The sequence below is a fragment of the Streptomyces sp. NPDC004134 genome (assembly GCF_042874195.1).
Lineage (GTDB): Bacteria > Actinomycetota > Actinomycetes > Streptomycetales > Streptomycetaceae > Streptomyces.
The window spans coordinates 92176-116824 of record NZ_JBIAMS010000019.1 but is presented as its reverse complement, the minus strand read 5'-3'; the positions used below and the strand labels follow the sequence as shown (position 1 = coordinate 116824).

Annotated in this window: 19 protein-coding genes; 14 read left to right on the top strand and 5 right to left on the bottom strand. The window is 73.2% G+C overall.

The genetic code is table 11. The features are described 5' to 3' along the window. Positions 1-217 precede the first annotated feature (217 nt). A complete protein-coding gene (locus ACFYVJ_RS23340) occupies positions 218-1303 on the bottom strand; it encodes a magnesium and cobalt transport protein CorA (protein ID WP_388894699.1) in 1086 nt (361 codons plus the stop codon). A 111-nt stretch (positions 1304-1414) separates the two neighbouring features. Then, a complete protein-coding gene (locus ACFYVJ_RS23335) occupies positions 1415-2785 on the bottom strand; it encodes a family 43 glycosylhydrolase (protein WP_388894546.1) in 1371 nt (456 codons plus the stop codon). Between the two features lie 271 nt (positions 2786-3056). On the opposite strand from ACFYVJ_RS23335, the gene ACFYVJ_RS23330 reads away from it, so the two are divergent. The 10 genes from ACFYVJ_RS23330 to ACFYVJ_RS23285 all read left to right on the top strand — a co-directional run bounded on the left by ACFYVJ_RS23330 (position 3057) and on the right by ACFYVJ_RS23285 (position 14836). Next, positions 3057-4259 carry an ROK family protein gene (locus tag ACFYVJ_RS23330; protein WP_388894543.1) on the top strand — a complete coding sequence of 401 codons (1203 nt, stop codon included), beginning with the start codon at positions 3057-3059 and terminating at the stop codon, positions 4257-4259. Positions 4260-4275: 16 nt separating this feature from the next. Continuing rightward, positions 4276-5088, top strand: coding sequence for an ABC transporter permease (locus ACFYVJ_RS23325; protein ID WP_388894540.1), 813 nt, complete (start codon positions 4276-4278; stop codon positions 5086-5088). Next, positions 5085-5864, top strand: coding sequence for an ABC transporter ATP-binding protein (locus ACFYVJ_RS23320; protein ID WP_388894537.1), 780 nt, complete (start codon positions 5085-5087; stop codon positions 5862-5864). Before ACFYVJ_RS23325 ends, ACFYVJ_RS23320 begins: the two co-directional genes overlap by 4 nt. A gap of 62 nt (positions 5865-5926) precedes the next feature. Continuing rightward, complete coding sequence (locus ACFYVJ_RS23315; protein WP_388894534.1) at positions 5927-6910, top strand: aliphatic sulfonate ABC transporter substrate-binding protein; 984 nt, start codon at positions 5927-5929, stop codon at positions 6908-6910. Continuing rightward, the gene (locus tag ACFYVJ_RS23310) at positions 6907-8376 is read left to right on the top strand and encodes a sulfatase-like hydrolase/transferase (protein WP_388894531.1); all 1470 of its coding nucleotides are present in this window, start codon (positions 6907-6909) and stop codon (positions 8374-8376) included. The genes ACFYVJ_RS23315 and ACFYVJ_RS23310 overlap by 4 nt, the downstream gene beginning before the upstream one ends. Further along, a complete protein-coding gene (locus tag ACFYVJ_RS23305; protein ID WP_388894528.1) occupies positions 8373-10778 on the top strand; it encodes a family 43 glycosylhydrolase in 2406 nt (801 codons plus the stop codon). The genes ACFYVJ_RS23310 and ACFYVJ_RS23305 overlap by 4 nt, the downstream gene beginning before the upstream one ends. Positions 10779-10924: 146 nt before the next feature. Then, a complete protein-coding gene (locus ACFYVJ_RS23300) occupies positions 10925-12565 on the top strand; it encodes a phosphodiester glycosidase family protein (RefSeq protein ID WP_388894525.1) in 1641 nt (546 codons plus the stop codon). A gap of 76 nt (positions 12566-12641) precedes the next feature. Further along, positions 12642-13664: an alpha/beta hydrolase gene (locus ACFYVJ_RS23295; RefSeq protein WP_388894522.1), complete on the top strand. Its 1023-nt coding sequence runs from the start codon at positions 12642-12644 to the stop codon at positions 13662-13664. 135 nt (positions 13665-13799) lie between these two features. Beyond that, positions 13800-14648, top strand: a complete 849-nt coding sequence (locus ACFYVJ_RS23290; RefSeq protein WP_388894519.1) for a helix-turn-helix domain-containing protein — start codon at positions 13800-13802, stop codon at positions 14646-14648. After that, positions 14645-14836 (top strand): DUF397 domain-containing protein, encoded by a 192-nt coding sequence (locus ACFYVJ_RS23285; RefSeq protein ID WP_388894517.1) that lies wholly within the window; start codon positions 14645-14647, stop codon positions 14834-14836. Before ACFYVJ_RS23290 ends, ACFYVJ_RS23285 begins: the two co-directional genes overlap by 4 nt. Positions 14837-14887: 51 nt before the next feature. On the opposite strand, the gene ACFYVJ_RS23280 is transcribed toward ACFYVJ_RS23285, so the two are convergent. Then, the gene (locus ACFYVJ_RS23280; protein ID WP_388894514.1) at positions 14888-18229 is read right to left on the bottom strand and encodes a glycosylhydrolase-like jelly roll fold domain-containing protein; all 3342 of its coding nucleotides are present in this window, start codon (positions 18227-18229) and stop codon (positions 14888-14890) included. A gap of 377 nt (positions 18230-18606) precedes the next feature. On the opposite strand from ACFYVJ_RS23280, the gene ACFYVJ_RS23275 reads away from it, so the two are divergent. Both ACFYVJ_RS23275 and ACFYVJ_RS23270 read left to right on the top strand, forming a co-directional pair. Further along, a complete protein-coding gene (locus ACFYVJ_RS23275; protein ID WP_388894511.1) occupies positions 18607-19815 on the top strand; it encodes an acyltransferase in 1209 nt (402 codons plus the stop codon). 159 nt (positions 19816-19974) lie between these two features. Beyond that, on the top strand, positions 19975-21162 hold the full coding sequence (locus ACFYVJ_RS23270) for an abortive phage infection protein (RefSeq protein ID WP_388894508.1): 1188 nt from the start codon (positions 19975-19977) through the stop codon (positions 21160-21162). 129 nt (positions 21163-21291) lie between these two features. Here ACFYVJ_RS23270 and ACFYVJ_RS23265 read toward each other — a convergent pair whose 3' ends face one another. Then, on the bottom strand, positions 21292-22119 hold the full coding sequence (locus ACFYVJ_RS23265; protein WP_388894505.1) for a peptidoglycan DD-metalloendopeptidase family protein: 828 nt from the start codon (positions 22117-22119) through the stop codon (positions 21292-21294). Positions 22120-22166: 47 nt separating this feature from the next. Then, positions 22167-23432, bottom strand: coding sequence for a hypothetical protein (locus tag ACFYVJ_RS23260; RefSeq protein ID WP_388894502.1), 1266 nt, complete (start codon positions 23430-23432; stop codon positions 22167-22169). 185 nt (positions 23433-23617) lie between these two features. Between ACFYVJ_RS23260 and ACFYVJ_RS23255 the strand changes: the two genes are divergently transcribed. Together ACFYVJ_RS23255 and ACFYVJ_RS23250 are read left to right on the top strand one after the other, a co-directional pair. Then, complete coding sequence (locus tag ACFYVJ_RS23255; RefSeq protein WP_388894499.1) at positions 23618-24094, top strand: hypothetical protein; 477 nt, start codon at positions 23618-23620, stop codon at positions 24092-24094. Further along, complete coding sequence (locus ACFYVJ_RS23250; protein WP_388894696.1) at positions 24091-24621, top strand: ArsR/SmtB family transcription factor; 531 nt, start codon at positions 24091-24093, stop codon at positions 24619-24621. The genes ACFYVJ_RS23255 and ACFYVJ_RS23250 overlap by 4 nt, the downstream gene beginning before the upstream one ends. Positions 24622-24649 lie beyond the last annotated feature (28 nt).

The following is a 24649-nucleotide window of genomic DNA, read 5'->3' as shown; positions in this document are numbered from 1 at the left end:
GCTCCGGGCAGCCGTGCGGTTCGAAACGGCGGCGTACGCGCATGTCGGAGTCTTCGTCTCCTGCCGTACGAGGTCTTCCTGTTTCCTGTGGCTGTCGCCGACTCCGATCCTACGGTGGACAGATTCTAAGTCAAGAAGGACGCCAACTCCGTAACGGATCGGAGTGGCGGACGCCCGCCGGATCCGGACACCTGTCCCAGGGCTGTGCTACGGGGCCTCAGAGCCAGCCGTTGCGCCGGAACCCCCGGTGCACCACGTAACAGGCCACCGCGATGACCAGCAGCGTCGCCGGATACCCGTAGACCGACTGCAGCCCCGGCATGTGGTCGAAGTTCATCCCGTACACCCCGCACACCATGGTCGGGATCGCGATGATCGCCGCCCACGCCGTGATCTTTCGCATGTCCTCGTTCTGCGCCACGGTCACCTGCGCCAGGTGCGCCTGGAGGATGGAGTCCAGCAGCGCGTCGTACGACGTGATCTGGTCGGTGATCCGCTGCAGGTGGTCGGCCACGTCCCGGAAGTAGGCCCGGATCCCCGGCGCGATGTGCGGTATGGGACGGGTGGCGAGGCGCTGGAGCGGCCGGTCCAGCGGGGCGACGGCCCGGCGCAGCTCCAGCAGCTCGCGCTTGAGCTGGTAGATCCGGCCCGCGTCGCCGCTGCGGGCGTGCTCGCTGAAGACGGCGGACTCCACGTCGTCGATGTCGCGCTGTACCGCGTCGGTCACCGCGAGGTAGTCGTCGACGACGTGGTCGGCTATCGCGTGCAGCACCGCCGCCGGGCCCTGGGCGAGCTGCTCGGGCGCCGCCTCCAGCGCCTCGCGCAGCGGGCCCAGCGAGCCGTGCGGCCCGTGCCTGATGGTGATCACGAAGTCGGGTCCCGCGAAGACCATCAGCTCGCCGGTGTCGACGACCTCGCTGGTCGCGGTCAGCTCCGCGTGCTCCACGTACCGCACGGTCTTGAAGACCGCGAAGAGCGTGTCGTCGTACTGCTCGACCTTGGGCCGCTGGTGCGCGTGCACCGCGTCCTCCACCGCCAGCGGATGCAGCCCGAAGAGGTCCGCGAGCCCGGCGAACTCCTCCTGCCGCGGCTCGTGCAGCCCGATCCACACGAAGCCGTGCCCGCGCCTGCGCACCTGCCGCAGCGCCTCGGCGGCCGGGCAGTTCCCCTGCTGGAGCCGGGCGCCGTCCAGGTACGACACGCAGTTCACCACCGCGCTGCCGAGCGGCGAGCGGGCGTGGTGGCTCAGGTCCACGGTGCGCCGGGGTGCCCTGCGCACGGCGTGGCGGAGGGTTTTGATCATCGACACTGCGGGCTCCTTCGGCGGACCGGTGCCAGTCTGCCACCGGTCCGCCGCGCGTCGGGCCCCCTGGCGGCGATCACCCGCGGGCCGGGCGGGAGCGGGGGAGTGCGGTCAGTCCGCGGCCGTACGCCCCCGGCGGCGCTGCACGTAGATGCGCCCGTCGCGGCCGCCGGTCCACTCCAGGCGCACGACGCCGGGGACGGCGGCGTCGGCGATGCGGGCGGGGTCGGCCCAGTAGCCGAAGTTGGGGTTGCGGAAGAACGTCGCCCACAGCCCACCGTCCGCGTCGGCGAAGAAGTTGTTGTGCCCGGCGCCCACGCCCGCGGTCCAGCGCCTGGAGTACGGGCCCTCGAAGCGGTCGGCCACCGCCACCACCGCGTCGTACTGGTACTGCACCCGGCCGGCGCCGCCCGGCTCGTACGCGTGCCGCGTGCTGCCGTACGCGTCGAGCGAGGCCCGGTCCCACGCGGCGTGCAGCAGGAAGTACTTCCCGCGGTGCTTGAAGACGTAGGCGCCCTCCAGATACGGCTCGGGCGAGTAGCGCTGCTGCTCGAAGCGCGGCAGGCCGGTCGCCGGGACGATGTCCTCCATGTCGTCGCGGAACTTCGCGTACAGGTCGTTGTGGAGGACCAGCCAGGCGTCGTCCCCCTCGCCGTAGAGGCTGCCGTCGATGTGGTGGTACGCGCCCGGCTCGATGAACGCCGGGCCGCCCCTGACCGGGTCGCCGAAGGGCTTGGCGAGATTGCCCTCCACCAGCCGGTAAGGACCCTCCACCCCGCCCTCGCTCACCAGCATGAACGAGCCGACCAGCCGCGAGTGGTCGCCCATGCACGCCACGATGTACCAGCGCCCGCGGAAGTAGTGCACCTCCGGCGCCCAGGCGTTGGCGCGCTTGCCGAACATGTCGTCGTGCCAGTACTCCTGCCACGGCGCGACGACGGTGCGCCCCGGCCGGTTCTCGCCGGCGAACTCCGGCGACCACACCTTGCCCTTCTCCGCGTCCGGCCGGATGCCGGTGGTGTCCGCCAGCTTCCAGGGGCCGCGCAGGGAGCGGGCCGTCCAGACGAAGATCCCGTCGTTCCACGGGCTCGCGGTCTCCAGCCCGGGGACGCGGGTGGTGCCGGTGGCGACGTACAGCGGACGGCCTTCGACGGAGAAGCAGTTGACGTACGTGTCGCGCATCCACACCACGCCGCGCTCCTCGTCGCGGGGGCGCAACTCCAGCGGCAGCACGAAGGAGTTGTCGTCGCGCGGCCACAGGTCGGCGCGGGTGTCGGCGAGCCCGTACGGCTCGGGGTCGGGCCAGTTCCCCGAGGCGCCGCCCCCGCCCGCGCCTCCGCCCCCGCCCGCGGCCGGGGCCGTGCCGGGGGGAGTTGCCGCGGACGCCGGTACGGGCGCCAGCGCCGCCGCCGCTCCCACGGAGCCGGCGCCGGCCAGCAGGGACCGCCGGCCGATGGACGAACCGCTCGCCGAGTGGGTCATCTTCTCTCGTCCTCCCTCGTCGTGCCGCTCGCTCCGGCGGCCCCGGGACCTGTCCTGGCGCACAGCATGCGAACGCTCCAAGATTTTCGTCAACAGGTCGGAAAAATAATCCGGTCGGGCCTCACGCCCTGCCCGGTCCGTGCCCCGGAGCATCGCCGCAGGTCACGCAAGACCCCATCGTGCGGCAGCGGCAACGGAGTTTTGTGACGGGAGTCTTGCGGCCGTGTGTTTCTTTTTTCCGACCTGTTGACGAAAAACTCGGGGCGTCCCCATGCTGTCGGCCATGCACCCCTCCGCAGGCCCCCTCTCCCGACTCCGCCGCGAGCACGAAGAGCTCGTGCTCTCCCTGCTGCGCAAGCACGGCCCCCTCAGCCGCGGCGAACTCGGGACCCGCTGCGGGCTGTCCCGCACCACGCTCTACGACATCGTCGGCGACCTCATCGCCAGCGGCGCCGTCGTCGCCGCCGTGCCGCTCGCCGAGGAGCGGCGGCGCGGCCGGCCCGTGGAGAAGCTGTCCCTCAACCCCGACGCCGGACAGGCCCTCGGCATCGACTTCGCCCGCCGCGCCGTCCACGTCGCCGCCGTCAACGTCGCCCACGAGATCGTCGGCTCCGCCAGCGAACAGCACGCCCCCGACCTGTCGTGGGAGGAGCGCGTACGGCTCGCCGAACGGCTCGTCGGCACCCTCACCGGCGGCGTGCTGCGCCTCGGCGCGCTCGACGCCATCGGCGTCGGCGTCGTCGGCCCCATCGGCGCCCCCGGCGACCTCACCGCCGGCGGCCGCCGCCTCGACGTGCTGTCGGACCTGCTGCGCAAGAGCTTCGGCGTGCCCGTACTCCTGGACAACAACACCCGCCTCGCCGCGCTCGCCGAAGCCACCTGGGGCGCCGCCGCCGACGACGCCGACGTCCTCTACCTGCGCGTCTCGCACGGCGTCGGCGGCGGCCTCGTCGTCGGCGGCTCGCTGCACCGCGGCGCCTTCGGGCTCTCCGGCGAACTCGGCCACGTCACCGCCGTACCGGCCGGCGCGCCCTGCGAGTGCGGCGGCACCGGCTGTCTGGAGACCGTCGCCTCCGTCGGCGCCGTACTCGACGCCTACCGCGCCGCCGGCGGCCGCGCCGGCGACCTCGCCGCCTTCACCGCCGCGCTGTCCGCAGGCGACCCCGCGGCCCGCGCCGTCCTCGCCGTCGCCGGCGCCCACATCGGCACCGTGCTCGCCGCCGTCTGCAACGCCATAGGACCCGGCGTCATCGTCATCGGCGGCGAACTCGCCCGCACCGGCGAGGCGCTCACCGCCCCCATCGAGAAGGCGCTCGGCGCCCACATCATGCCCGCCTCCCGCGACCGCGTGGTGCTGCGCCCCGCGACCCTCGGCGCCACCGGCGGCGCGCTCGGCGCCATCGCCCTGGTGCTGCACGAATCCCCCCTGCTCTCCCACTACCCCGCAGACGCCGGTCCCCAGGACGACGCGTGAGACGAACGAGGTACGTATGGCCGTGATCACCACACCCCGCAAGCGGGCCGCCAGGCCACGCACGCGCCGCGGCGAGCGGCGCGGCCAGGTCCGCTCCCTCGTGCTGAACGTCATCGCCCTCGCCGCGGGCGTGGCCGTCTGGGCGGTGCTGGCCGCGCTCAACGTCGAGAGCCTGCCCGGGCCGCTCGCCGTGGCGCGGAAGGCCGGCGACCTCATCGCCGACGGCACCCTCGCCGACGACCTGCTCGCCAGCCTGCGCCGCGTCTTCACCGGCTTCGCGCTCGGCACCGCGCTGGCGATCCCCGTCGGCTTCCTCATGGGCTGGTACCCCACGGCCCGCGGCCTGCTGGAGCCGTACGTCCAGTTCTTCCGCACCATCCCGCCGCTGGCGCTCATCCCGCTGGCGATCGTGCTCATGGGCATCGGCGAGACCCCGAAGGTCTTCGTCATCTTCCTGGCGGCGTTCCTGTCCTGCGTCGTCGCCGCCTTCCAGGGCGTGGTCGACGTGGACCGCACGCTCATCAACGCCGCCCGCGTCCTCGGCGCCACCGACCGCGTGATCTTCCTGAAGGTCGTGATCCCGGCGTCGGCCCCGTTCATCCTCGTCGGCATGCGCATCGGCCTCGGCGCCGCCTGGGCCACCGTGGTGGCCGCGGAGCTGATCGCCGCCCAGGAGGGCCTCGGCTTCCGTATGCAGCACGCCCAGACCTACTACGACCTCGACACCATCTTCGTGGGACTTATCACCATCGGCGTGCTCGGCCTGGTCATGGACCGCCTGCTGCTGCTCGCCGAACGCCGTCTCACCGGCTGGCAGGAGCGCCGATGACCGAGAAGATCTCCTTCCGGGACGTCGTGAAGACCTTCCCGATGAAGGGCACCGACTTCACCGCACTGAACGGGGTGTCCCTGGACATCGCCGACCGCGAGTTCGTCACCGTCGTCGGCCCCTCGGGATGCGGCAAGAGCACCCTGCTCAACATGGCCGCCGGGCTCGCGGAACCCACCTCGGGCGACGTGCTCGTCGACGGCCGTCCCGTCACCGGGCCGGGACCCGAGCGCGGTGTGATCTTCCAGCAGTACGCCCTCTTCCCCTGGCTGACCGTGCGGCGCAACGTCGAGTTCGGGCTGAAGCTCGCCGGCCTCGCCGCCGCCGAGCGCAGGAAGCGGGCCGACAGCGCCATCGAACTGGTCGGCCTCACCGACTTCGCCGACGCGCTGCCCAAGACCCTGTCCGGCGGCATGAAGCAGCGCTGCGCCATCGCCCGCGCGTACGCGGTCAACCCGCAGGTGCTGCTGATGGACGAGCCGTTCGGGGCGCTGGACGCGTTGACCCGGGTGCAGTTGCAGGACCAGCTCCTGGACACCTGGAGCCAGGACAAGCGCACCGTCATGTTCATCACCCACGACGTCGACGAGGCGGTCTACCTGGCCAGCCGGGTGGTGGTGATGGCCGCCCGCCCCGGGCGCATCCACCGGATCGTCGACGTCGGCCTGCCCTACCCCCGTACCGAGGAGATCCGGCTCTCGCCCGAGTTCGGCCGGATACGCAACGAGGTCTGGCACTCCGTCTACCACCAGGGCACCGCCCCGGCCGCCGCCTGACCCCACCCCGACGCCCGTACGACCCACCGGACTTCAGCACACCCCGAAAGGACCACCCCGCCATGCGTGCGACCCGCCGTACCCTCGCCCTCTCACTCACCGTAGCGCTCATATCACTACCGGTCGCCGCCTGCTCCGACGACAGCGGCGGCGGTGACGGCTCCACCGTCCGCTTCGGCTACATCAACGACTACAACGGCGCCAGCCTGCTGGCGATCGCCGAGAAGCAGGGCCTGTGGAAGGAGGCCGGCCTCGACGCCGAGGTCTCCGTCTTCAACAACGGCCCCATCCAGATCCAGGCCCTCGGCGCCGGCGACCTCGACTTCGGCTACATCGGCCCCGGCGCCATGTGGCTGCCCGCCTCCGGCAAGGCCGACGTCATCGCCGTCAACACCCTCGGCTACGCGGACCGCGTCATCGCCCAGCCCGGCATCACCTCCCTCGCCGGCCTCAAGGGCAAGAAGGTCGGCGTCCCCGAGGGCACCTCCGGCGACATGGCGCTGAGCCTCGCCCTCCAGGAGGAGGGGATGTCCATCGACGACGTCGAGAAGGTGCCGATGGACCCCGCGACGATCGTCTCCGCGTTCTCCTCCGGGCAGATCGACGGCGCCGGCCTCTGGTACCCGATGATCGACGAGATCAAGGCCAAGGTCCCCGACCTCGAAGAGGTCGCCAGCACCCGCGACTTCGAGAACGGCTACTTCCCCAACGCCTTCGTCGCCGGCACCGGCGTCGACCCCGAGCTGACCACCAAGGTCGTCGGCGTGCTGCAGAAGGCCAACGACTGGCGCTTCGAGAACCCCGACGAGTCCGTCGCCGACACCGCCGCGATGCTCGGGCTCGACGAGGAGAAGGTCAAGGCCGACGCCACCAACCAGGAACTCCTTGCCACCAAGGACCTCGTCGCCAAGACCGAGGACGGCACGGTGGCCGGCTGGCTGAACGACCTCGCCGAGTTCTTCGTCGGCACCGGCCAGCTCGACCAGGCCCCCGACCCGGCGGAGTACTACCTCGGCGACCTCTACACGAAGGCGTCTGCCCAGTGAACCTGCTGTTCCTGATGACCGACCAGCACCGCGTCGACACCCTGGGCTGTTACGGCAACCCGCACGTCGCCACCCCCCACCTCGACCGGCTCGCCGCCACCGGCACCCGGTTCGAGAGGTGCTACACCCCCACCGCCATCTGCACGCCCGCCCGCGCCAGCCTGCTCACCGGACAGGCCCCGTTCCGCCACCGGCTGCTCGCCAACTACGAACGCAACGTCGGCTATCTGGAGGACCTGCGCGACGACGCGTTCACCTTCCCCGGCGCGCTCGCCGAGCGCGACTACCAGCTCGGGCTGATCGGCAAGTGGCACGGCGGCACCCACCGCAACGCCGCCTCCTACGGCTTCGAAGGCCCCGACCTGCCCGGCTGGCACAACCCCGTCGACCACCCCGACTACCTCGCCTACCTCGACGAGCGGGGGCTGCCGCCGTACCGCATCTCCGAGCCCGTCCGCGGCACCACCCCCAACGGCAACCCCGGCAACCTGCTCGCGGCCCGCCTCCACCAGCCCGCCGAGGCCACCTTCGAGCACTACCTCGCCACCCGCGCCATCGAGCACCTGGAGACCTACGCGGCCACCGGCCGCCCCTTCTTCCTCGCCACCCACTTCTTCGGCCCGCACCTGCCCTACCTGCTGCCCGACGAGTACTACGACATGTACGACCCGGACCTGGTCGAGCTGCCGCCGTCCATCGCCGAGACGTTCGAGGGCAAGCCGGCCGTCCAGCGCAACTACAGCGCCCACTGGACCTTCGACACCCTCCCCATCGAGGTCACCCGCAAGCTGATCGCCGTCTACTGGGGCTACGTCACCCTCATCGACCGGCAGATCGGCCGCATCCTCGCCCGCCTGGACGAACTCGGCCTCACCGACGAGACCGCCGTGTTCTTCACCGCCGACCACGGCGAGTTCACCGGCGCCCACCGGCTCCACGACAAGGGCCCGGCGATGTACGAGGACATCTACCGCATCCCCGGCATCGTCCGCGTCCCCGGCGCCCCACCGCAGGTCAGGGACGAGTTCGTGACCCTGACCGACTGCACCGCCACCATCCTCGACCTCGCCGGCTGCGACACCGCGCCCGCCGTCGACAGCCGCAGCCTGCTGCCGCTGGTCCGCGGCGAGCACCCCGAGTGGCCCGCGGAACTGCTCGCCGAGTTCCACGGCCACCACTTCCCGTACCCGCAGCGCATGATCCGCGACGAGCGCTACAAGCTCGTCGTCAACCCCGAGTCCGTCAACGAGCTGTACGACCTGCACGCCGACCCGCACGAGCTGGCCAACCGCTACGCGCACCCCGAGATGCTGCCCGTACGCCGCCGGATGCTGCGCCGGCTGTACGACCTGCTGCGCGAGCGCGGCGACAACTTCTACCACTGGATGACGCCGATGTACGACGTCGGCGCCCTCGACTACGACCCGACCCTCAGCGCATTCGAACCGGAAGGAACCACCGCATGAGACGGACGTGGACACGGACCGCGCTGCTGCTGTGCGCGCTCCTCGCGGGACTGCTGCCGCTGTCGTCGGCGACGGCCGCGGACCCGGCCCCCGCACCGGCCCCGGCCCCGGCGTCGGCACCGGCACCGGCACCGGCACCGGCACCGGCTTCGGAACGGAAGAGCCCCCCCGGGACGTACACCAACCCGGTCACCGACGGCGTCGTCGACACCTTCCCCGACCCGGTGACGATCCGCGGCAAGGACGGCTACTGGTACTCCTACGGCACCCAGAACCCCGTGTTCCAGACCGGCGGCGAGCAGGGCGAGCGGATGCTGCCGATCCTGCGCTCCGCCGACCTGGCCACCTGGGAGTACGCCGGCGAGGTCTTCACCCCCGAGACGCAGCCCGAATGGCACCGCGGCTCCCGGCTGTGGGCCCCCGACATCCGCTACAACGACGGCCGCTACACCCTGTACTACTCCGTCCCGGGCCGCGACACCGTCGGCGCCGCCACCGCGCCCACCCCGACCGGGCCGTGGACCGACACCGGGCCCGTGCTGCCCGCGCCCAGCGGCTGCCCCACCGGCGGCATCGACCAGGCGCAGTTCACCGACCGCGACGGCAAGACGTACCTGTACTGGGGCAGTTACGACATCCTCTGCGTCGCCGAGATGAACGCCGACAGGACCCGCATCACCGGCGAGGTGACGAAGGTCGCCCAGGGCCGCCGCATGGAGGGCGCGTTCGTCGTCCGCCGCGACGGCCACTACTACCTCCTCTACTCCGACGCCGGCTGCTGCGACGGCGCGTACAGCGGCTACCAGGTCAAGGCGGGCCGCTCCACCAGCCCCACCGGACCGTTCCGCGACGACGAGGGCGTCGACCTGATGGCACCGACCAGCAAGGGCGCCATCGTCCTCGGCGCCAACGGCAACCGCTGGATCGGCCCCGGACACAACGGGCTGACCACCGACCTCGCCGGCCAGGACTGGCTCGTCTACCACGGCATCCCCGCCGACGACCCCGACCTCGACCGCTTCCCCGAACTGCCCGACCGCCAGCTCACCCGGCGCCCGATGCTCATGGACCGGCTCGACTGGATCGGCGGCTGGCCCGTCGTCCGCGCGGGCGCCGGGCCCTCCGAGGGCCCGCAGCGCGCCCCCGTCACCGACTGGGACGCCGGCGGCACGTTCGCCGGCGGCTCCCTCGACGACTGGCGCGCCGAGGGCGCCGGCACCGGCGGCTGGGCGGTGGCGGACGACGCCGACTCCGGCCCGTACGCGACCCACGGGGGCGGCGCCGGCACCTCGTTCCTCGTCACCGGCGCCACCGCGCCGCGCGACCTGCGCGCCGAGGCCGACCTGCGGGTTGCCGCCGCGGACGGCGCCGCGGGCCTGACCGTCGCCTACCGCGACCCGCGCAACCACACCACCGCCTGGCTCGACCGCGGGCGCGGCGCGCTGGTCACCGACGTCGTGGTGCACGGCCGCAGCCGCGGCGAGCAGGTGACGCCGCTGCCCGCCTCGTACGACTGGGACTCCTGGCACAACGTCACCGCCGAGATCCGCGGCGGCCGGATGACCGTCGAGGTCAGCGGCGACCGGCTGCGCGACGCCGTCGCCGCCCAGGAGCGGAAGCTGCCCGGGGCCGCCACCGGGGCCGGCGCGGTGGGCACCGCGGCGCGCGGCGGCGGGGCCGCGGCCGACAACGTCGGCGCGGCACGGCTCCACGAGCCGGTCACCAAGCGCGTACCCGAGCCGGCCACGGGCCGTCTCCTGCCCGGCTACGGCGACGAGTTCGACTCCGACGCCGTGCCCGGCACCGAACCCGGCTCCCCGTGGCGGTGGCTGCGCGGACCGGCACCCGGCGTGACCGCGGACGGCGGCCGGCTGGTCTGGCCCACGCAGAACGGCGAGCTGCACCTGAACAACAACACCGCGTCCGTACTGCTGCGGGACGCTCCCGAAGGCGACTACACGGTGACGGCGAAGCTCGACTTCGACCCTGCCCAGCCCAACCAGCAGGCGGGACTGCTCCTCTACGCCGACGACGACAAGTACTTCAAGATGACCCACTCCGCCCTGCCGCTGAACCGCGGCGGCGGCACGGTCCTCGACGTCAGCGAGTTCGGCAAGGAAGGCGCGCGCCCCACCACCTCGCCGCCGACGCCCGTGGCCAACGCGCCCATGTTCGGCGGGCCCACGGCGGACACCATGTGGCTGCGGCTGTCGTACCACCACGACGCGGACGGCGGCGAGCACGAGGTGCGCGCGGCCACCAGCCGCGACGGCCGCACCTGGGTGCACAACGGCGTGTGGACGCTGCCCGGGGACGAGCGGCTGCGGATCGGGCTGGTGTCGATGAACAGGGAAGGAGCCGTCGCGGAGTTCGACTACGTGCGCACCCACCGGAGCCGCTGACGGCGGAGTACTTGCTTCCGAAGTCTTGACGGCGGTCTCGATCACGCTCACCGTTTGCTGAGGCTGGTCCACCGGCCCCGCCGGCACTCCTGGTGCCGGCGGGGCCGCCTCGTGCGTCCCCCGTACGTCACCTCGGAGAGGTCCTCGTGAACAGCAAACTGCTCGGCGCGGGCACGGTCCTGGCGCTCCTCGCCTCGGTCGCCGCGATGCCGTCGGCGTCCGCATCGGTGTCGGCGTCACCCGCACCCTCCGCCCCGGCCTCCCCGGCGGCGAAGCCCCTGCCCCTGGGCGACCCCGGCCTCACCGAGACCAGGACCACCGAGACGCTCCAGCCCGGCGTCACCCTCACCCGCATCGTGCGCGGCGCAGGCAGCCCGCAACTCCCGTGGACCGTCGAGGTGTCCATCCCCGGCGGCGCCGGATCGCCCGACCCCGACGCGCCCCCCGCCGCCCTGCGCGACCGGGCCAGCGCCGGGGAACTGGCCGCGAAGCTCACCGGCGCCGGCTTCGCCGCCCGCGCCGAGGAGGTCACGACGCCCGCGGTCGCCGACTTCGCCGGCGGCACCCTCGGCTGGCGGGTCCGCGTCGGCTCGTTCGACGGACAGGCCGCCGCGAACGCCGAACGGGCCCGGCTGGTCGCCGCCGGATACGCCGGCTCCGCCGCGTACACCGGCTGGGACGGCGACGCCGGCGTCCGCGGCACCTGGCGGGTCGACGTGCTGACCGTCGACCCGCGCACGTTCCGCGGCGGGCTCACCGCCTCCTACGGCCCCGACCTGGAGAACCGCGAGAAGACCAGCGAACTCGCCGCCGCCGCGGGCGCGACCGCCGCGGTCAACGCCGGGTTCTTCGTCCTCGACCCCAAGGCCGGCGCCCCCGGCGACCCCGCGGGCGCAGGCGTCTACGACGGCCGCGTGCTCAGCGAGTCCGTCGGCACCCGGCCCGCGCTCGTGCTGCGCGACTCCGCCCGCGGCACGAGCGTCACCCGGCTCGGCTGGCACGGCAGCGTCACCGCCCGCGGCGACGCGCTGCCGCTGGACGGCATCGACCGCGTACCGGGCCTCATCCGCAACTGCGGCGGCACCGCGGACGACACCCCGACCCCCCTCCCGCGCCACGACGTGACCTGCACCGACGACGACGAAGTCGTCGCCTTCACCGAGGAGTACGGGGCCCGCACCCCCGCCGGCGACGGCACCGAAGCCGTGCTCGACGCCCGCGGCCGGGTCACCGAGGTGCGCTCCCCGCGCGGCGGCCCGCTGCCGGCCGGCGGCACCTCCGTCCAGGCCACCGGCGCGCAGGCCGAAGAACTCGCCGCCCTCGCCCGCCCCGGCGAGCCGCTGCGCATACGCCACGGGCTGCGCGACGACCGCGGCCGCCCGCTGGCCACCCCGCCCGGCACGGCGGTCGTCAACGGCGGCCCCGAACTCGTCCGCGACGGCCGCACGCACGTCACGCCCGCCGCCGACGGCATGGTCCAGCCGGCGAACCCGAGCTTCTACTACGGCTGGATGCACAAGCGGAACCCGCGCACCCTCGCCGGCGTCGACGCCGCGGGCCGCACCGTCCTCGTCACCGCGGACGGCCGCGCCACGGACTCCCTCGGCCTCAGCATCCCCGAAAGCGCCGATGTCGCCCGCGCGCTGGGGCTGCGCGACGCCGTGAACCTCGACGGCGGCGGCTCGACCACGATGGCCGTCGGCGGCCAGGTGATCAACGACCCGTCCGACGCGGCGGGGGAGCGGCCGGTCGGCGACGCGCTGCTGATCCTGCCGCAACGCCGCTGACCGGGTCTTCCCGCTCCGAGAACACGCACGTCCGAACACGCACGTCCAGCGACCCACACCACCAACGGGAGCCGCCATGACAGCAGTTCAGACCGTGAGAAACCGCTTGCTGCTCATCCTCGCTGCCCTGCTCCTCACCCTCGTCCCCGCCGCCCCCTCCCTCGCCGCGGCCGCCCCGGAAGCCCCCGCGGAAGCCGCCGCGCAGGGCGGACCCCGGGGCGACGCCGAGGTCGTCGGCGTCAAGCAGGTCGGCGAGCGCCTGGTCGACCTGTCGGTACGGTCCCCCGCCCTCGGCGGCCGAACGGTCCCCGTACGCCTGCTGACCCCCGACGGCTGGGACCCCGAGCAGCCCGGCCAGAAGTGGCCCACCCTGTGGCTGCTGCACGGCTGCTGCGGCGACTACACGTCATGGACATCGGCGACCGACGTCGAGGACACCGACGACCTGCGCAACGTCCTCGTCGTCATGCCCGAGGCCGGCTGGAACGGCTGGTACAGCGACTGGTGGAACTTCGGCGAGGGCGGCGACCCGGCGTGGGAGACCTTCCACACCGACGAACTGCGCCGGCTGCTGGAGAGCGACTGGGGCGCGAGTTCCAACCGGGTGGTGGCGGGCCTGTCGATGGGCGGCCAGGGCGCGCTGATGTACGCGGCCCGCCACCGCGGCATGTTCCGCGCCGCCGCCGCCTACTCCGGCGCCGCGCACCCGCTGCTCAACGACGAGTCGGTCAACCGCATCATGGGCTTCTTCGGCGGCCAGGGCGACGACCCGCGCCGGGTGTGGGGCGACCCGGTCGACCAGCGCGCCATCTGGCAGGCCCACGACCCGTACTACCTGGCGAAGAAGCTGAAGTCGACGCCGGTCTACCTCTCCTGCGGCGACGGCACGGCGGGCCCGCTCGACCCGCCCGGCGCGCGGGACGCCCTGGAGGCCGACTTCAACAGGCAGAACCAGGCGCTGGCCGACGAGCTGAAGCGGGTCGGCGCAAAAAAGGTGATCACCAATCTCTACGGTCCCGGCACCCACCGCTGGGCGTACTGGGAGCGGGAGTTGCACGCCTCGCTGCCGATGCTGCTGGACGCGCTGAAGGTGCGCTGACGGGCCCCCTCGCGAACCCGTACAGGACCCGCCCAACAGCCGGTTGGGCGGGTTACTCACTGGACTGGCGTAGTCACGGTCAGTAATCATGGCGATGCCGGAGTTCCGGCAGGGACACATGAGAGGTGGCCGGACATGGGGAAAGTCGGCAACGTCAGCCTGTACGGGGGCGAGTCGGAGGCGGCGGACAATCTCAAGACCTTCGGGGCGATGCTGAAGGTCCTGCGTGACGACGCGGGGCTGACGCAGGAGGCGCTGGCCGAGGGCCTGGGGTACTCGGTGGAACACATCTCGAAGATCGAACGGGGCGGCAGGTTCCCGCCGAGGGACCTGGACAAGCTGGCCGAGCAGGTGCTGGGCCCGCTGGCCGCGAGGCTGCTGAAGGAGACGCGCCTGAGCCTGACGAGGAAGGCGGGCCTGGCGTCGCGGTTCAGGCACTGGGCGGTGATCGAGCAGGAGGCGCTGACGCTGTACGCGTACGAGTGCCGCACGATCCCGGGCCTGTTGCAGCCGGAGCCGTACATTCGCGCCGTATTCGAGGCCGTTCTTCCCCCGCTGGTCGAAGAGCAGATCGAGCAGCGGATCGCGGCAAGGCTGGAGCGGCAGGCTGTACTCGACCAGCGGCCGAACACGTTCTTCGGCTTCATCGTGGAACAGGCGCTGCTGGACCGGCAGGTGGGCGGGGTGGAGGTGACTCGCCGCCTGATCGACCACCTGCTTGCGACCGGCGAACGCCGCAACGTCGAGATCCAGGTGATGCCGCGGCGCATGGAGAAGCACGCCGGGGGAGACGGCTCCCTCTACCTCGCCGAAACCGTCGACCACAAGTGGCTTGGCTACTCCGAGGGACAGCGGTCGAGCAATCTGATCAGCGACCTGGCCGATGTGGGTATGCTCCAGCAGCGCTACCGGAAGATCAGTTCCCAGGCGCTCAGCCACGAGGCTACGGTGGACTTGTTGCAGCAGATGCGAGGAGACCTATGAGCAGGATCGGACCGGAGTGGTTCAAGAGCAGCTACAGCGGTGGCGATGGCGACAACTGCATCGAGGTCGCCGTGACTCCGCAGGCTGTCCTCGTCCGTGACACCAAGGACCGGGAGGGCGGTCAGCTCTCCGTGACCCCCGCGGCCTGGGCCGACTTCGTCACCTTCGCCAAGGCCGTCGACCTCTGAAACACCCCGCCCGTGCGGCCGACCCCGGCCGCACGGGCGGCCCTCAGCCCCTCAGTCCCTCCGCGCCAACCGCACCTCCACCAGCCGCTCCGGCCGCAGCAGTACCGGCCCCAGCAGCCCCGACTCCACCGCAGTGCCGCGCTCGTTCGCGCCCGTGTTGGTGATCCGTACCGTCAGCTCGTTCGCCCCCGCGCGCAGCGCGTCGGTGACGTCCACCCGGTACGGGGCCCACAGCAGCCCCGGCAGTTCCTCGTCGTTGACCGTCACCTCGGCGACGTCACGCACCTCGCCCAGGTCCAGCAGCCAGCGGCGTCCGCGGAGTTGGGTCTCCTCCAGGCGGAACTCGCGGCCGTAGACCGCCGAGCCGGAGTGGGCGGCGTCCAGTTCGGTCCACGACCCCAGGGGCCGCTGCACCGTCTCCGCGCCGTCGCGGTCGAAGCGGAAGCTCCAGTCGCCGTCCAGCGGCACCGGCGTCAGGGGATCGGCGCTCCTGCGGCTGCCGCTGAAGCGGCGCGGGCCATCGACGGCCGCGACGCGTACGGTCATCGCGGTGGCGACCCGTACGGTGGCCGTCGCCGTGTCCCCGCGCACCTTCAGCTCCGCCACCGGCGCGTTCGCCTCGACGGCGTGCGCGGGTTCGCGGCCCCCTGACCGCAGCACGACCAGTACCGTCGCCCGCGCGCCCAGCTCCAGCGGTACCGCCGTCCCCGCCCGTTCCCGGCGCCACACCCCTGCGGGCCGCGTCTCGCCGGACTCCGGGTCCCACAGCTCCGGTGCGCCGTGGGCCGGGAAGACGGCGGTGAACTCCACAGCGTCGTCCCGCTCGTTGGCGAGGAAGAATGCCGCGTCGCCGTCGCGCGTGAGGCGCAGCACCCGTACCTCGGGGATCGCGGGCGTCAGCTTGGCCGCCGCGGCGCCGGAGTCGGCGACGAGTGCGGCGGCGGCGGCAGGGGCGTCGGCGCGGTGGGCGCCCGGGTGGGCGAAGAGCCGGTCGAGCGCGCGGGCGAGCCGGTCGTCGGCGCCGGAGGGCTCATGCCGGGGCAGGTCGCCGACGGCGACCAGCGTGCCGCCGCCGCCGACGAAGCCGGTCAGGGTCCGTACCGCGGCGAGCGAGAGCATGGGCGTTCGCGGCAGCACCACGACCTCGTACGCCGCGTGCCCCACCGCCAGCCGGCCGTCCCGGGGCCGGCCGTGTTCGAGGAGCGCCGGGTCCCCGGTCAGGGCGCCCTCGTCAAGGAAGTCGAAGTCGACCTGCACGTCCTCCAGGGCGTGGGCAGCGCCGGTGAACGCCGCGTCGATCGCGTTCCGTTCGGCCTCGTCGTCCTGGTAGCACTCGGCGGCGCGCTGCGGCTGGAGCAGCGCGGTGCGGGCGGGGGCGGTGGCGCGGGTGGCCTCCACGACCCGGCCGATCCAGGTGTTGAGGGGCGCGGAGACGTGCCACCAGGGGTTCACGGGCTGGAACGGCGGCGGGTAGACGATGGCCTCGGAGTCGGAGAAGCGGCAGTGCAGCAGCACCTTGTTGATGCCGCGGACGGCGAACGAGCCGATCACCTCGCGGGTGTACGCGGGTGTGGTCTGCCAGCCGACGCCGCCCATGGCCTCCAGGTAGACGCGCTCCAGGCCGCGCTGATGGGCGGCGCTGGCGGGCCAGCGGGGGAGGATGCGGTGGAAGCCGAGTTCCTGGTGGTCGAAGATCAGGTCGGTGCCGGGGATCTGGACGTGCTGGTGGCTGGTGTTGAGGTTGCCGCTGCTGCGCAACTGGCGGGCCGGGCCGAACTCGTCCCAGAGCGGGTTGGAGATGACGTCGAGCCCGCGTTCGGCCGTCCAGCCGCCGAGGCGGCGGTAGTAGGCGTCGGCGAAGCGGTTGGACACCGCGCGCCAGAAGACGCCGCGCAGCGCGCGGCCCTCGGCGCCGAGGTCGTCGTGGACCGCGGAGAGCACGATGCCCGCCCCGGCGCCCGCCTTCAGTGTCTCCAGTTCGGCGGGGAGGGTCGGTGACCAGGGCACCCGGCCCCAGGCCGCGGGGGAGGAGGACAGGAACGGCTCGTCGTCGGCGAAGCCGCGCAGCACACCGCCGGCCGCCCAGCCGAAGCGGCGCAGGTACTCGGCGGGGACGATGTCCATGTACAGCTCGACGGCCTCGTCGTCGAGGAGGTCGAGGTAGTTGCGCCACGGGCCGCTCGCGTCGGCGAGCGGTCGCAGGCTGTAGACGTCGACCTGCCAGTCGCCGGCGGGCGCTTCCCAGACGCCGGGACCCACGGCGGCCTCGGTGAGGTCGGTCATCTTCGCGACCGTGCCGTCGCCGCTCGCCCCGGCGGGGCGGGCCGCGGCGGCGACGGGGGTGCCGAGGTCACCGGGGGTCGCGAAGGCGTCGGCGTCGGCGGGTGAGTCGAAGGCGGCGGCGAACAGTTCGGCGCCGTCGGGGGCGGTGACGCGCAGGTCGTCCCAGGAGGAGCGCTGGGTGGCGGTGGCGCGGACACCGGCGGTGCCGGCGGCGAAGGTCGCGTCGGTGGCGCCGGGCAGTTCGGTGCCGTCGAGGGCCGGGGTGAGGGTGTCGCCGCGTACGGTCACGGTCAGCTCGTGGTCGGCCGCGGCGTCGAAGGCGGGCGGCGCCGCGCCCGCCCGGAGACGGGTGAACGCCCCGTCGCGCTGGAGCCAGAGGTCGACGCCGCCGTCGGCGCGCAGGTCGGCGAGGTAGCCGTTCTTCGCGTCGGGGGAGCGCACCATCAGCCCGGCGGTGGCGCGGTCGACGCGGACGCGGGCGGTGACGTCGTAGTCGGTCCACCCGGTGCCGGCCTTGAGGACCCGTACGCCGTCGTATGCCGCCGCGTCGACGAGCAGCCTGCCGTCGGCCACCGACAGCGCCCGGCCCGTCAGCTCGGCGGTGGTGCCGCCGGCGACGGGGAAGGTGCTGCGCAGCACGCACTTGGCGCGCAGGTCGGGGCGCGGGGGGTAGGTGCGGTCGCCGACGGTGCCGCCGTGGACGACGAAGCCGCCGGCCCGGCCGCTGGGGAAGAAGTCGTCGTTGAAGAGCCAGATGGCCATGTCGTGCCGCTCGGCCTCGCGGAGTGTGTGGCCGATGAGGTCGAACCACTCCTCGGTGAAGAACTCCGGCCGCAGGGCGGCGGTGTCGAAGGGGAAGACGAGCACCTCCGTCACGCCCTGGGCGCGCAGGTCGGCGAGGCCGTCGTCCACCAGCTCGCGGGTGACGGTGCCGTTCCAGAACCACAGGACCATGGGCATGCTGCCGGTCCCGGGCCGGGCGAAGCGGTCGGCGGACCAGCCGCCGGCGGCGCCGGCGGGGGCGGCCGTGTAGACGGGGACGCCGGCGGCGGCCGCGGCCGCCGCCAGTTGCAGCACCGTTCTGCGTGAGACTCGCGTGCGGTCGCTCATCCAGACCCCTAAATGAAAGGTTTCAACGATTACCTACGCGCGGACAGAAGTTAGAACTCAGTACTTGCCCCGTCAACACCCGTGCAGAGACTGGATAGTTGAACGTTTCAAAATGATCTCGATGACGTCCGGGTCCTACTCGGTTGGCCCCGTGATCCGTCGCCACGCATCCGTGACCTGGCGTACCTCTCTCCTGCTCCTCCGTCAGGCAACCTAGGTGCGTACGGCGGAAGCCACAGGGCGGCGTGAGGGCGCACGCCGTTGTGCCGGGGCGGGAGCGCGGCGCTGCTCGCCGGTGAGCGGAGTCCGTTGCGGGGGTGGTGCCGGGCGGTCGCCTTTCCCACACTGGTGGCCTGCAGGTGACGGGGGGCGCGGACATGGCGACGGGTACGGATCCGGTGCGGGTACCGCTACCGGCGCGGCGGCCGGAGCTGGACGCGATCCGGATGCTGGTCGTGATCGGGCTGGTCTTCTTCCACTCGGCGCTCGTCTTCGCCACCGACGACGACTTCTACGTCAAGAACGCCGAGACCACAGAAGCCATCCTGATCATCGCCGGGTTCGCGGTCGTCTGGGCGATGCCGCTGCTGTTCCTCATCTCCGGCCTCGGTGCCTGGCACTCGCTTCGGCGCCGCGGCGCGGGCGGCTTCGCCGGCGAGCGGCTGCTGCGGCTCGGCGTCCCTCTGGTCTTCGTGACCCTAGCGCTGAACCCGCTGCCGCAGTGGCTGCGGCTGCGCTCGGCCGACGCCGGCTACCACGAGTCGTACCTCGGTTTCCTGCCCCGCTTCTACGAGGTGCACCTGGAGCCCGCGGAGTTTCCTTTCCTCGTCCAGGGTGAGCACTTCGAGACCGGCCATCTGTGGTTCGTCGTGCTGCTCCTGGCGTTCTCCCTCCTGCTGGTGCCGTTTCACCGGTGGCTGCCGCGCGAGCGCGTCCGCCGCGTCGGCGACCGGGTGGCGGAGGCCGCCCTGCGCCGGCGGGGCGTGGTGCTCCTGCCGGCCCTCGCCTTCGCGGCGATCTGTGCCTTCGGGCGGATGGAGGAGGACTACGCGGGCTGGCACCGCTGGGCGTATCTGCTGTTCTTCGTCGCCGGCTTCGTGCTCGCCGCGGACGACCGCTTCCGTACCGTGATGCGGCGCGACGCCGGGATCGCGGCCTGGCTGGGCGGCCTGCTGTTCGCGGCGTCGGGCCCCGGCTTCGCGCTGGCCGACGAGCCGTTCACGGAGACCACCGCCCTGGCCACCGTCTCGCGGGCGCTGTTCGGTGCGGCCGGATGGTGCCTGGTGGTCGCCATCCCGGGCCTCCTCGACCGCCGGCGGCCGGCGCAGCCGCGTGCGGCACCGACACCGGCCCCGGCGACGCGCCGGCGCCTGTACGGCTATCTCTCCGCGGCCGTGCTGCCGCTGTACCTCCTGCACCAGCCGATCGTGGTCGCCGTCGCCTACTTCGTGACCGGCTGGTCCGCGCCGATCCCGGTCGAGTACGCCGTGCTCGTGGTGATCGCCCTCCTCCTCACCCTCGCCGCGTACGAGCTGCTCGTCCGCCGTACGCGGGCGACCCGCTTCCTGTTCGGGATGCGCCCCTAGAGGCGTCTCCGCAGTGCCGGTGACAGCCTCTCGCCGCTCCGCCGGCGGCGCTGCCTGCCCTGTGCGCCATTACTAGAGTACGCACTCTGTTAATGTGCGGGGAAGGCCCGCCGGGCATGCCGCCGGGCCGGGCGATGATGGCTGCCGCGGGAGGCGTACATGCAGGGACGTGGAGTGCAGGCACGGGGGTTGAGCCGGAAGCGGTTCCTGGCCGGGGCGGCGGGGGTCGGGGCCGCGGCCGTCGCCGGGGCGGCGGCCGCCGGCGGGAGCGGTGCGGCGGCGGCGCCTCCGGCGCGGCCCGCGGCAGCGGCCCGTACGGGCAAGGGGCCCGGCGGGGGAGGCGTCCGGTACCGCAGCGTCTGCTACACCATCGGCGCCGGGGAGACCCCCGCCACCCGGTGGAGCGCCGCCCGGATGCGGCGCGACATCCGCGCCATCCGCGACGGCCTGCACGCCAACGCCGTGAAGGTCACCGGCGACGGCGTGGCCCGCCTGACCGCCACCGCGGAAGAGGCCGCCGAGCGCGGCCTGTACGTGCGCGCAGAACCCACCCTCGGCGACCGTCCCCCGCGCGAGATCCTCGACCACCTCGCCGAAGTCGGCCGGCACGCCGAGGGGTTGCGCCGCCAGGGCGCCGGGGTGGAGCTGAGCGTCGGGTGCGAGTTCTGGCTCTTCGTGCCGGGGATCGTTCCCGGCGCGAACGTCTTCGAGCGGATCGAGAACATCCAGAACGGCACCTTCGACCCCGTCGAGATGCAGCGCAAGCTGGACGAGTTCACCGCCCGCGCCGCCGCCGTCGGCCGGTCCGTCTTCGGCGGCGGACTCAGCTACGCCGCCGCCCAGGACGACGAGGTCGACTGGAACCTCTTCGACATCGTCGGCATCGACTACTACGGCTACCACCCGCGCCCCGCCGGCTACCGCCGCGACCTGCGCGCCTACCTGCGCTTCGGCAAGCCGCTGTCGATCTCCGAGTTCGGCTGCTGCACCTACGAAGGCGCCCCCGCGGACGGCGGCATGGGATGGGCCAAGGTCGACTTCGACAAGACGCCGCCCGAGCTGACCGAGCCGCTGGTGCGCAGCGAGCGCACCCAGGCCGCGTACCTCACCGACGTCTACGACGTCATCGAGTCGATGGGGCTGCACTCGGCGCACGCCTTCGAGTTCCTCACCCCCGGATCCTGGCACTGGCCGGACGACCCGGTGCACGACCTCGACACCGTCAGCTACGCCATCGTCAAGCCGATCCAGGACACCCCCGGCGACCCGGAGTCGCCCTGGCACTGGGAGCCCAAGGAGGCGTACCACGCGCTCGCCTCCCGCTACGCGCGCGCCGCCCGCCGGTAGCGGCTGCCCGCGCCCGGGTCCACTCCCCGGTCGCGGCCCCCCTGCGCCGCGCGTGCCGGGGCCGGACCCGGAGCCGGACCCGGCGCAGGGTCCGGCGCGGGACGCCGGCCCCTGCGGGTCCGAGGGGGTTCAGCAGAGCGGCACGCCCGGTAGCTGCGCGGCCGGATGGTCGATGTAGATGTTGGAGATGAAGCCGCGCTGGTCACGCAGGCGGCTCCACCATTCGTTCGTGTAGCCCTCGGCGTTGACCACGTCGCCCTTCTTCTGGCACTCGACGAAGACGCGCGTCGGACCGGAAAGGGTCGTCACCACCGCGGCGCTGAGGCGCGCGTCCGCGCGGACGCGCACACCGGTGCCCCAGGTGGAGAAGTTGGTGTTGCCGCAGTTGTCGCTGCGCAGGTGGTACTGGCCGTACGAGCCGGGATACGGCAGCGCGGAGCCGTTGATGCGGATGTCCTGGCCGACGCCGTTGAGGAGCTGCTCGTAGTGGATGTGGGCGCCCGAGGAGTTGCCGGTGCTGCCCGTGACGCCGATCTGCTGGCCCTGGCCGACCGAGGCGCCGTTGGCGACGGAGAACGACGCGAGGTGGAAGTAGTACGTCTTCCAGCCGCCGCCGTGGTCGATGACGATGTAGTTGCCCGCGCCGCCCGCCTGGTAGTGCCGGGTGGCGGTGCCCGCCGCGGAGGCGACGGTCGGCGTGCCCGCCGTGCCGCCGCCGTCGGAGCGGATGAAGTCCAGCGCGCGGCGCACCTCGGCGCTGTGATGGCTGTACGTCCACTGCTGGCCGCAGGGGAACGGCGCCTTGAAGTTCGGCGCCAGCCTGGGGCCCGGGTCGGCCTGCGCCGGCGCCGCCGCGGTCAGTCCCAGCAGCGTCAGCAGCGCCGCGACGACGACCGCCGCGGCCCGCCGCGCCCGCGGGCGGGCGGAAACGGGGGAGGAGTGGGGTCTGCGAGGCATCGGGTCGCCTCCTTCGGTGGGGGTGAAAGGTGCGGGGGATGGCGCGTTCAGCACTCGGGGACGCCCGGCAGCCAGGCGTCGGCGACGTCGATGAAGATGTTGGAGATGTAGCCGCCGTAGTCGGGCAGATAGGCCCAGGCGTCGTTGGTGTGCCCGTCGTACGTGATCCGCTCGCCGCGCTCCTGGCACTCCACCCGCACCTGCGTAGGCCCGGGCAGCGTGGTCAGCACCGCGGAGGAGGTGGTGGACGCCTGGCGGACCCGCACGTCGGTGCCCCAGGTGGGGAACCGCTTGCCGGTCTGGTCGCCGGTCCACAGGAACGTCACGTCGACCCAGCCGTTGTCGTTCAGGCCGACGTTGTAGAACGTGCCGTCGGCGAGGTCGATGCCCGCCGGGTTCGCGACCCGGCGGCCGAACTCGTCACGCCCGCCGTTGTAGCCGTTCTGGTACGCCGCCTGCGCCTCCGGCATGCCCTGCGGCAGGTCCCGCCACGACTCGCGCACCGACGGCGGGCTCCAGTAGTCGTCCTTGGTGTTCCACGGGCCCACGTCCCACACCGGCGCCGTCTCGCACCGCGCCGGGCCGCAGACCTGCACCGAGTACTCGGCGCTGCCCTTCGGCGACAGCCCGCGCCGCGACGGCAGGGCCACGAAGTGGTCGTTGGGCACGATGACATGGCCGTTGGCCGTCGTGCCGCCCACCAGTCCCTCGCGGGTGGCGAACAGCCGGTACGTCAGCGGGGCCGCGGCGGCGCGGGCGCGCGGCGCCGCGTCGGTGTCGGCCCGTAGCCGCAGCCCCTGGACCGACGGCGCGGCGCCGGTGCCGGCGGCCCGCAGCGTCAGCCGGGCCTGCACCTCGGTGACCGCGAACGGCAGTTGCGCCGCCCGGGCCGCATCCGCGCCCGCCGGCAGCCACTCCGTCCAGCCGCCGTCCGGCGCCCGGCCGCGGACGTCGACCGCGACCCCGGCGCCCGCCGGGAGGCGGGCGTCCAGCTCGGCCCGTACCCGGTTGACGGGACGGTCGAGCCGCTCCGGGGCGAGGACCTGGCTGCCCTCGCCGGGGACCGACTCCAGGGACGCGGGTGCGGTCGTCCGCGAACGCAGCCGCAGATCCCCCTGTACGTACCGGACGTTGACGTCGTCCGCGCCGACGTCCGCGAGGTCCGCCCGCCAGGCGGCGGGCGGCGCGGGGCCGCCGGCCCCCGCCGTGCCGCCGGCCGCCCCGGCATACGCCGGGTGCGCGACGGCGGCCGCGCAGATCGCGCCGGTCAGCGCAACCCTGCGCCACCGGCTCCGTGTTGGTGTGCGCCGCATCTGGCTCCTTCCCGTGTTCATGGGGGTTCGCGAAGGTGCTGGCCGTGCGGCGACGCATCGTAGGCCCCCCCGGACCCCCGCGCCGCACGGGTTTTCCGCCACCGTCGAAAACCCGAGTCCACCGCGGCCGGAACGGGAGCGGTCGCGCCGGAGACAGCGCAGGCCGCGGGTGGTTACCCTCGGGTATGGCCGGAAAGCTTCATGTCCACTTCAATGACCGGGACTTCCGCCACGTCCAGCTCGCCCGCACCGCCGACCCCATCTGGGAGGCGATCCTCGGGCTGCACGTCGCCTACACCCCCGCACCCCGCCTCCCCGCCAGACTGCGCCCCTGGCACCGCCGCGCCCGCCACCGCCTCCGACAACACGACCTGCGCCGCACCTGCCGGTTCGTCAACGGCATCGCACCCGCCGACGCCCGCTACTTCCCCGACTTCCTCACCCCCGCCGAATCCGAAGACGGCATCACCGCCGCCCTGCGCACCCTGCGCGCCACCCCCGCCACCCGCCTCGCCCGCGAAATCCGCCTCGCCGCCCGGCACCGCCCCCTGCCCCCTGGACCCGCCGCCTCGCCGCAGGCGACCGCACCGTACTCGCCGACCTCGCCGACGCCCTACACCACCTCCACCACCACCTCGTCGCCCCCGACTGGAGCGAAATAGAAGCCACCGTCGCCGCCGACCGCGCCCGCCAACTCGAAGCCCTCGAAGCCGGCCTGCCCGCCGTCCTCGCCACCCTCGACCCCTTCACCTGGACCGACCCCGTCCTCACCGCCCCCTACCCCGTCGACTCCACCCTCCACCTGCACGGCCGCGGACTCCGCCTCATCCCCTCCTACTTCTGCCACACCACCCCCATCGCCCTCGCCGACCCCGGACTCCCACCCGTCGTCGTCCACCCCGTACGCCGCCACCCCGCCCCACCCCCCACCAACGGCCCCGCCACCCACCGCCACACCGCACTCGCCGCCCTCCTCGGCACCAGCCGCGCCCGCGTCCTCGCCGCCCTCACCCCCACCCCCGCCCCCGCCACCACCGGCGGCATCGCCGCCCGCCTAGGCATGCCCGCCTCCTCCGTCAGCGGCCACCTCACCGTCCTGCGCCGCGCAGGACTCGCAGAAAGCGAACGCACCGGACCCCACGTCGTCCACCGCCTCACCGCCCGCGGCCGCCACCTCCTCGACGGCTGACCCGCACCACCCGTGCCCCACCCGCGCC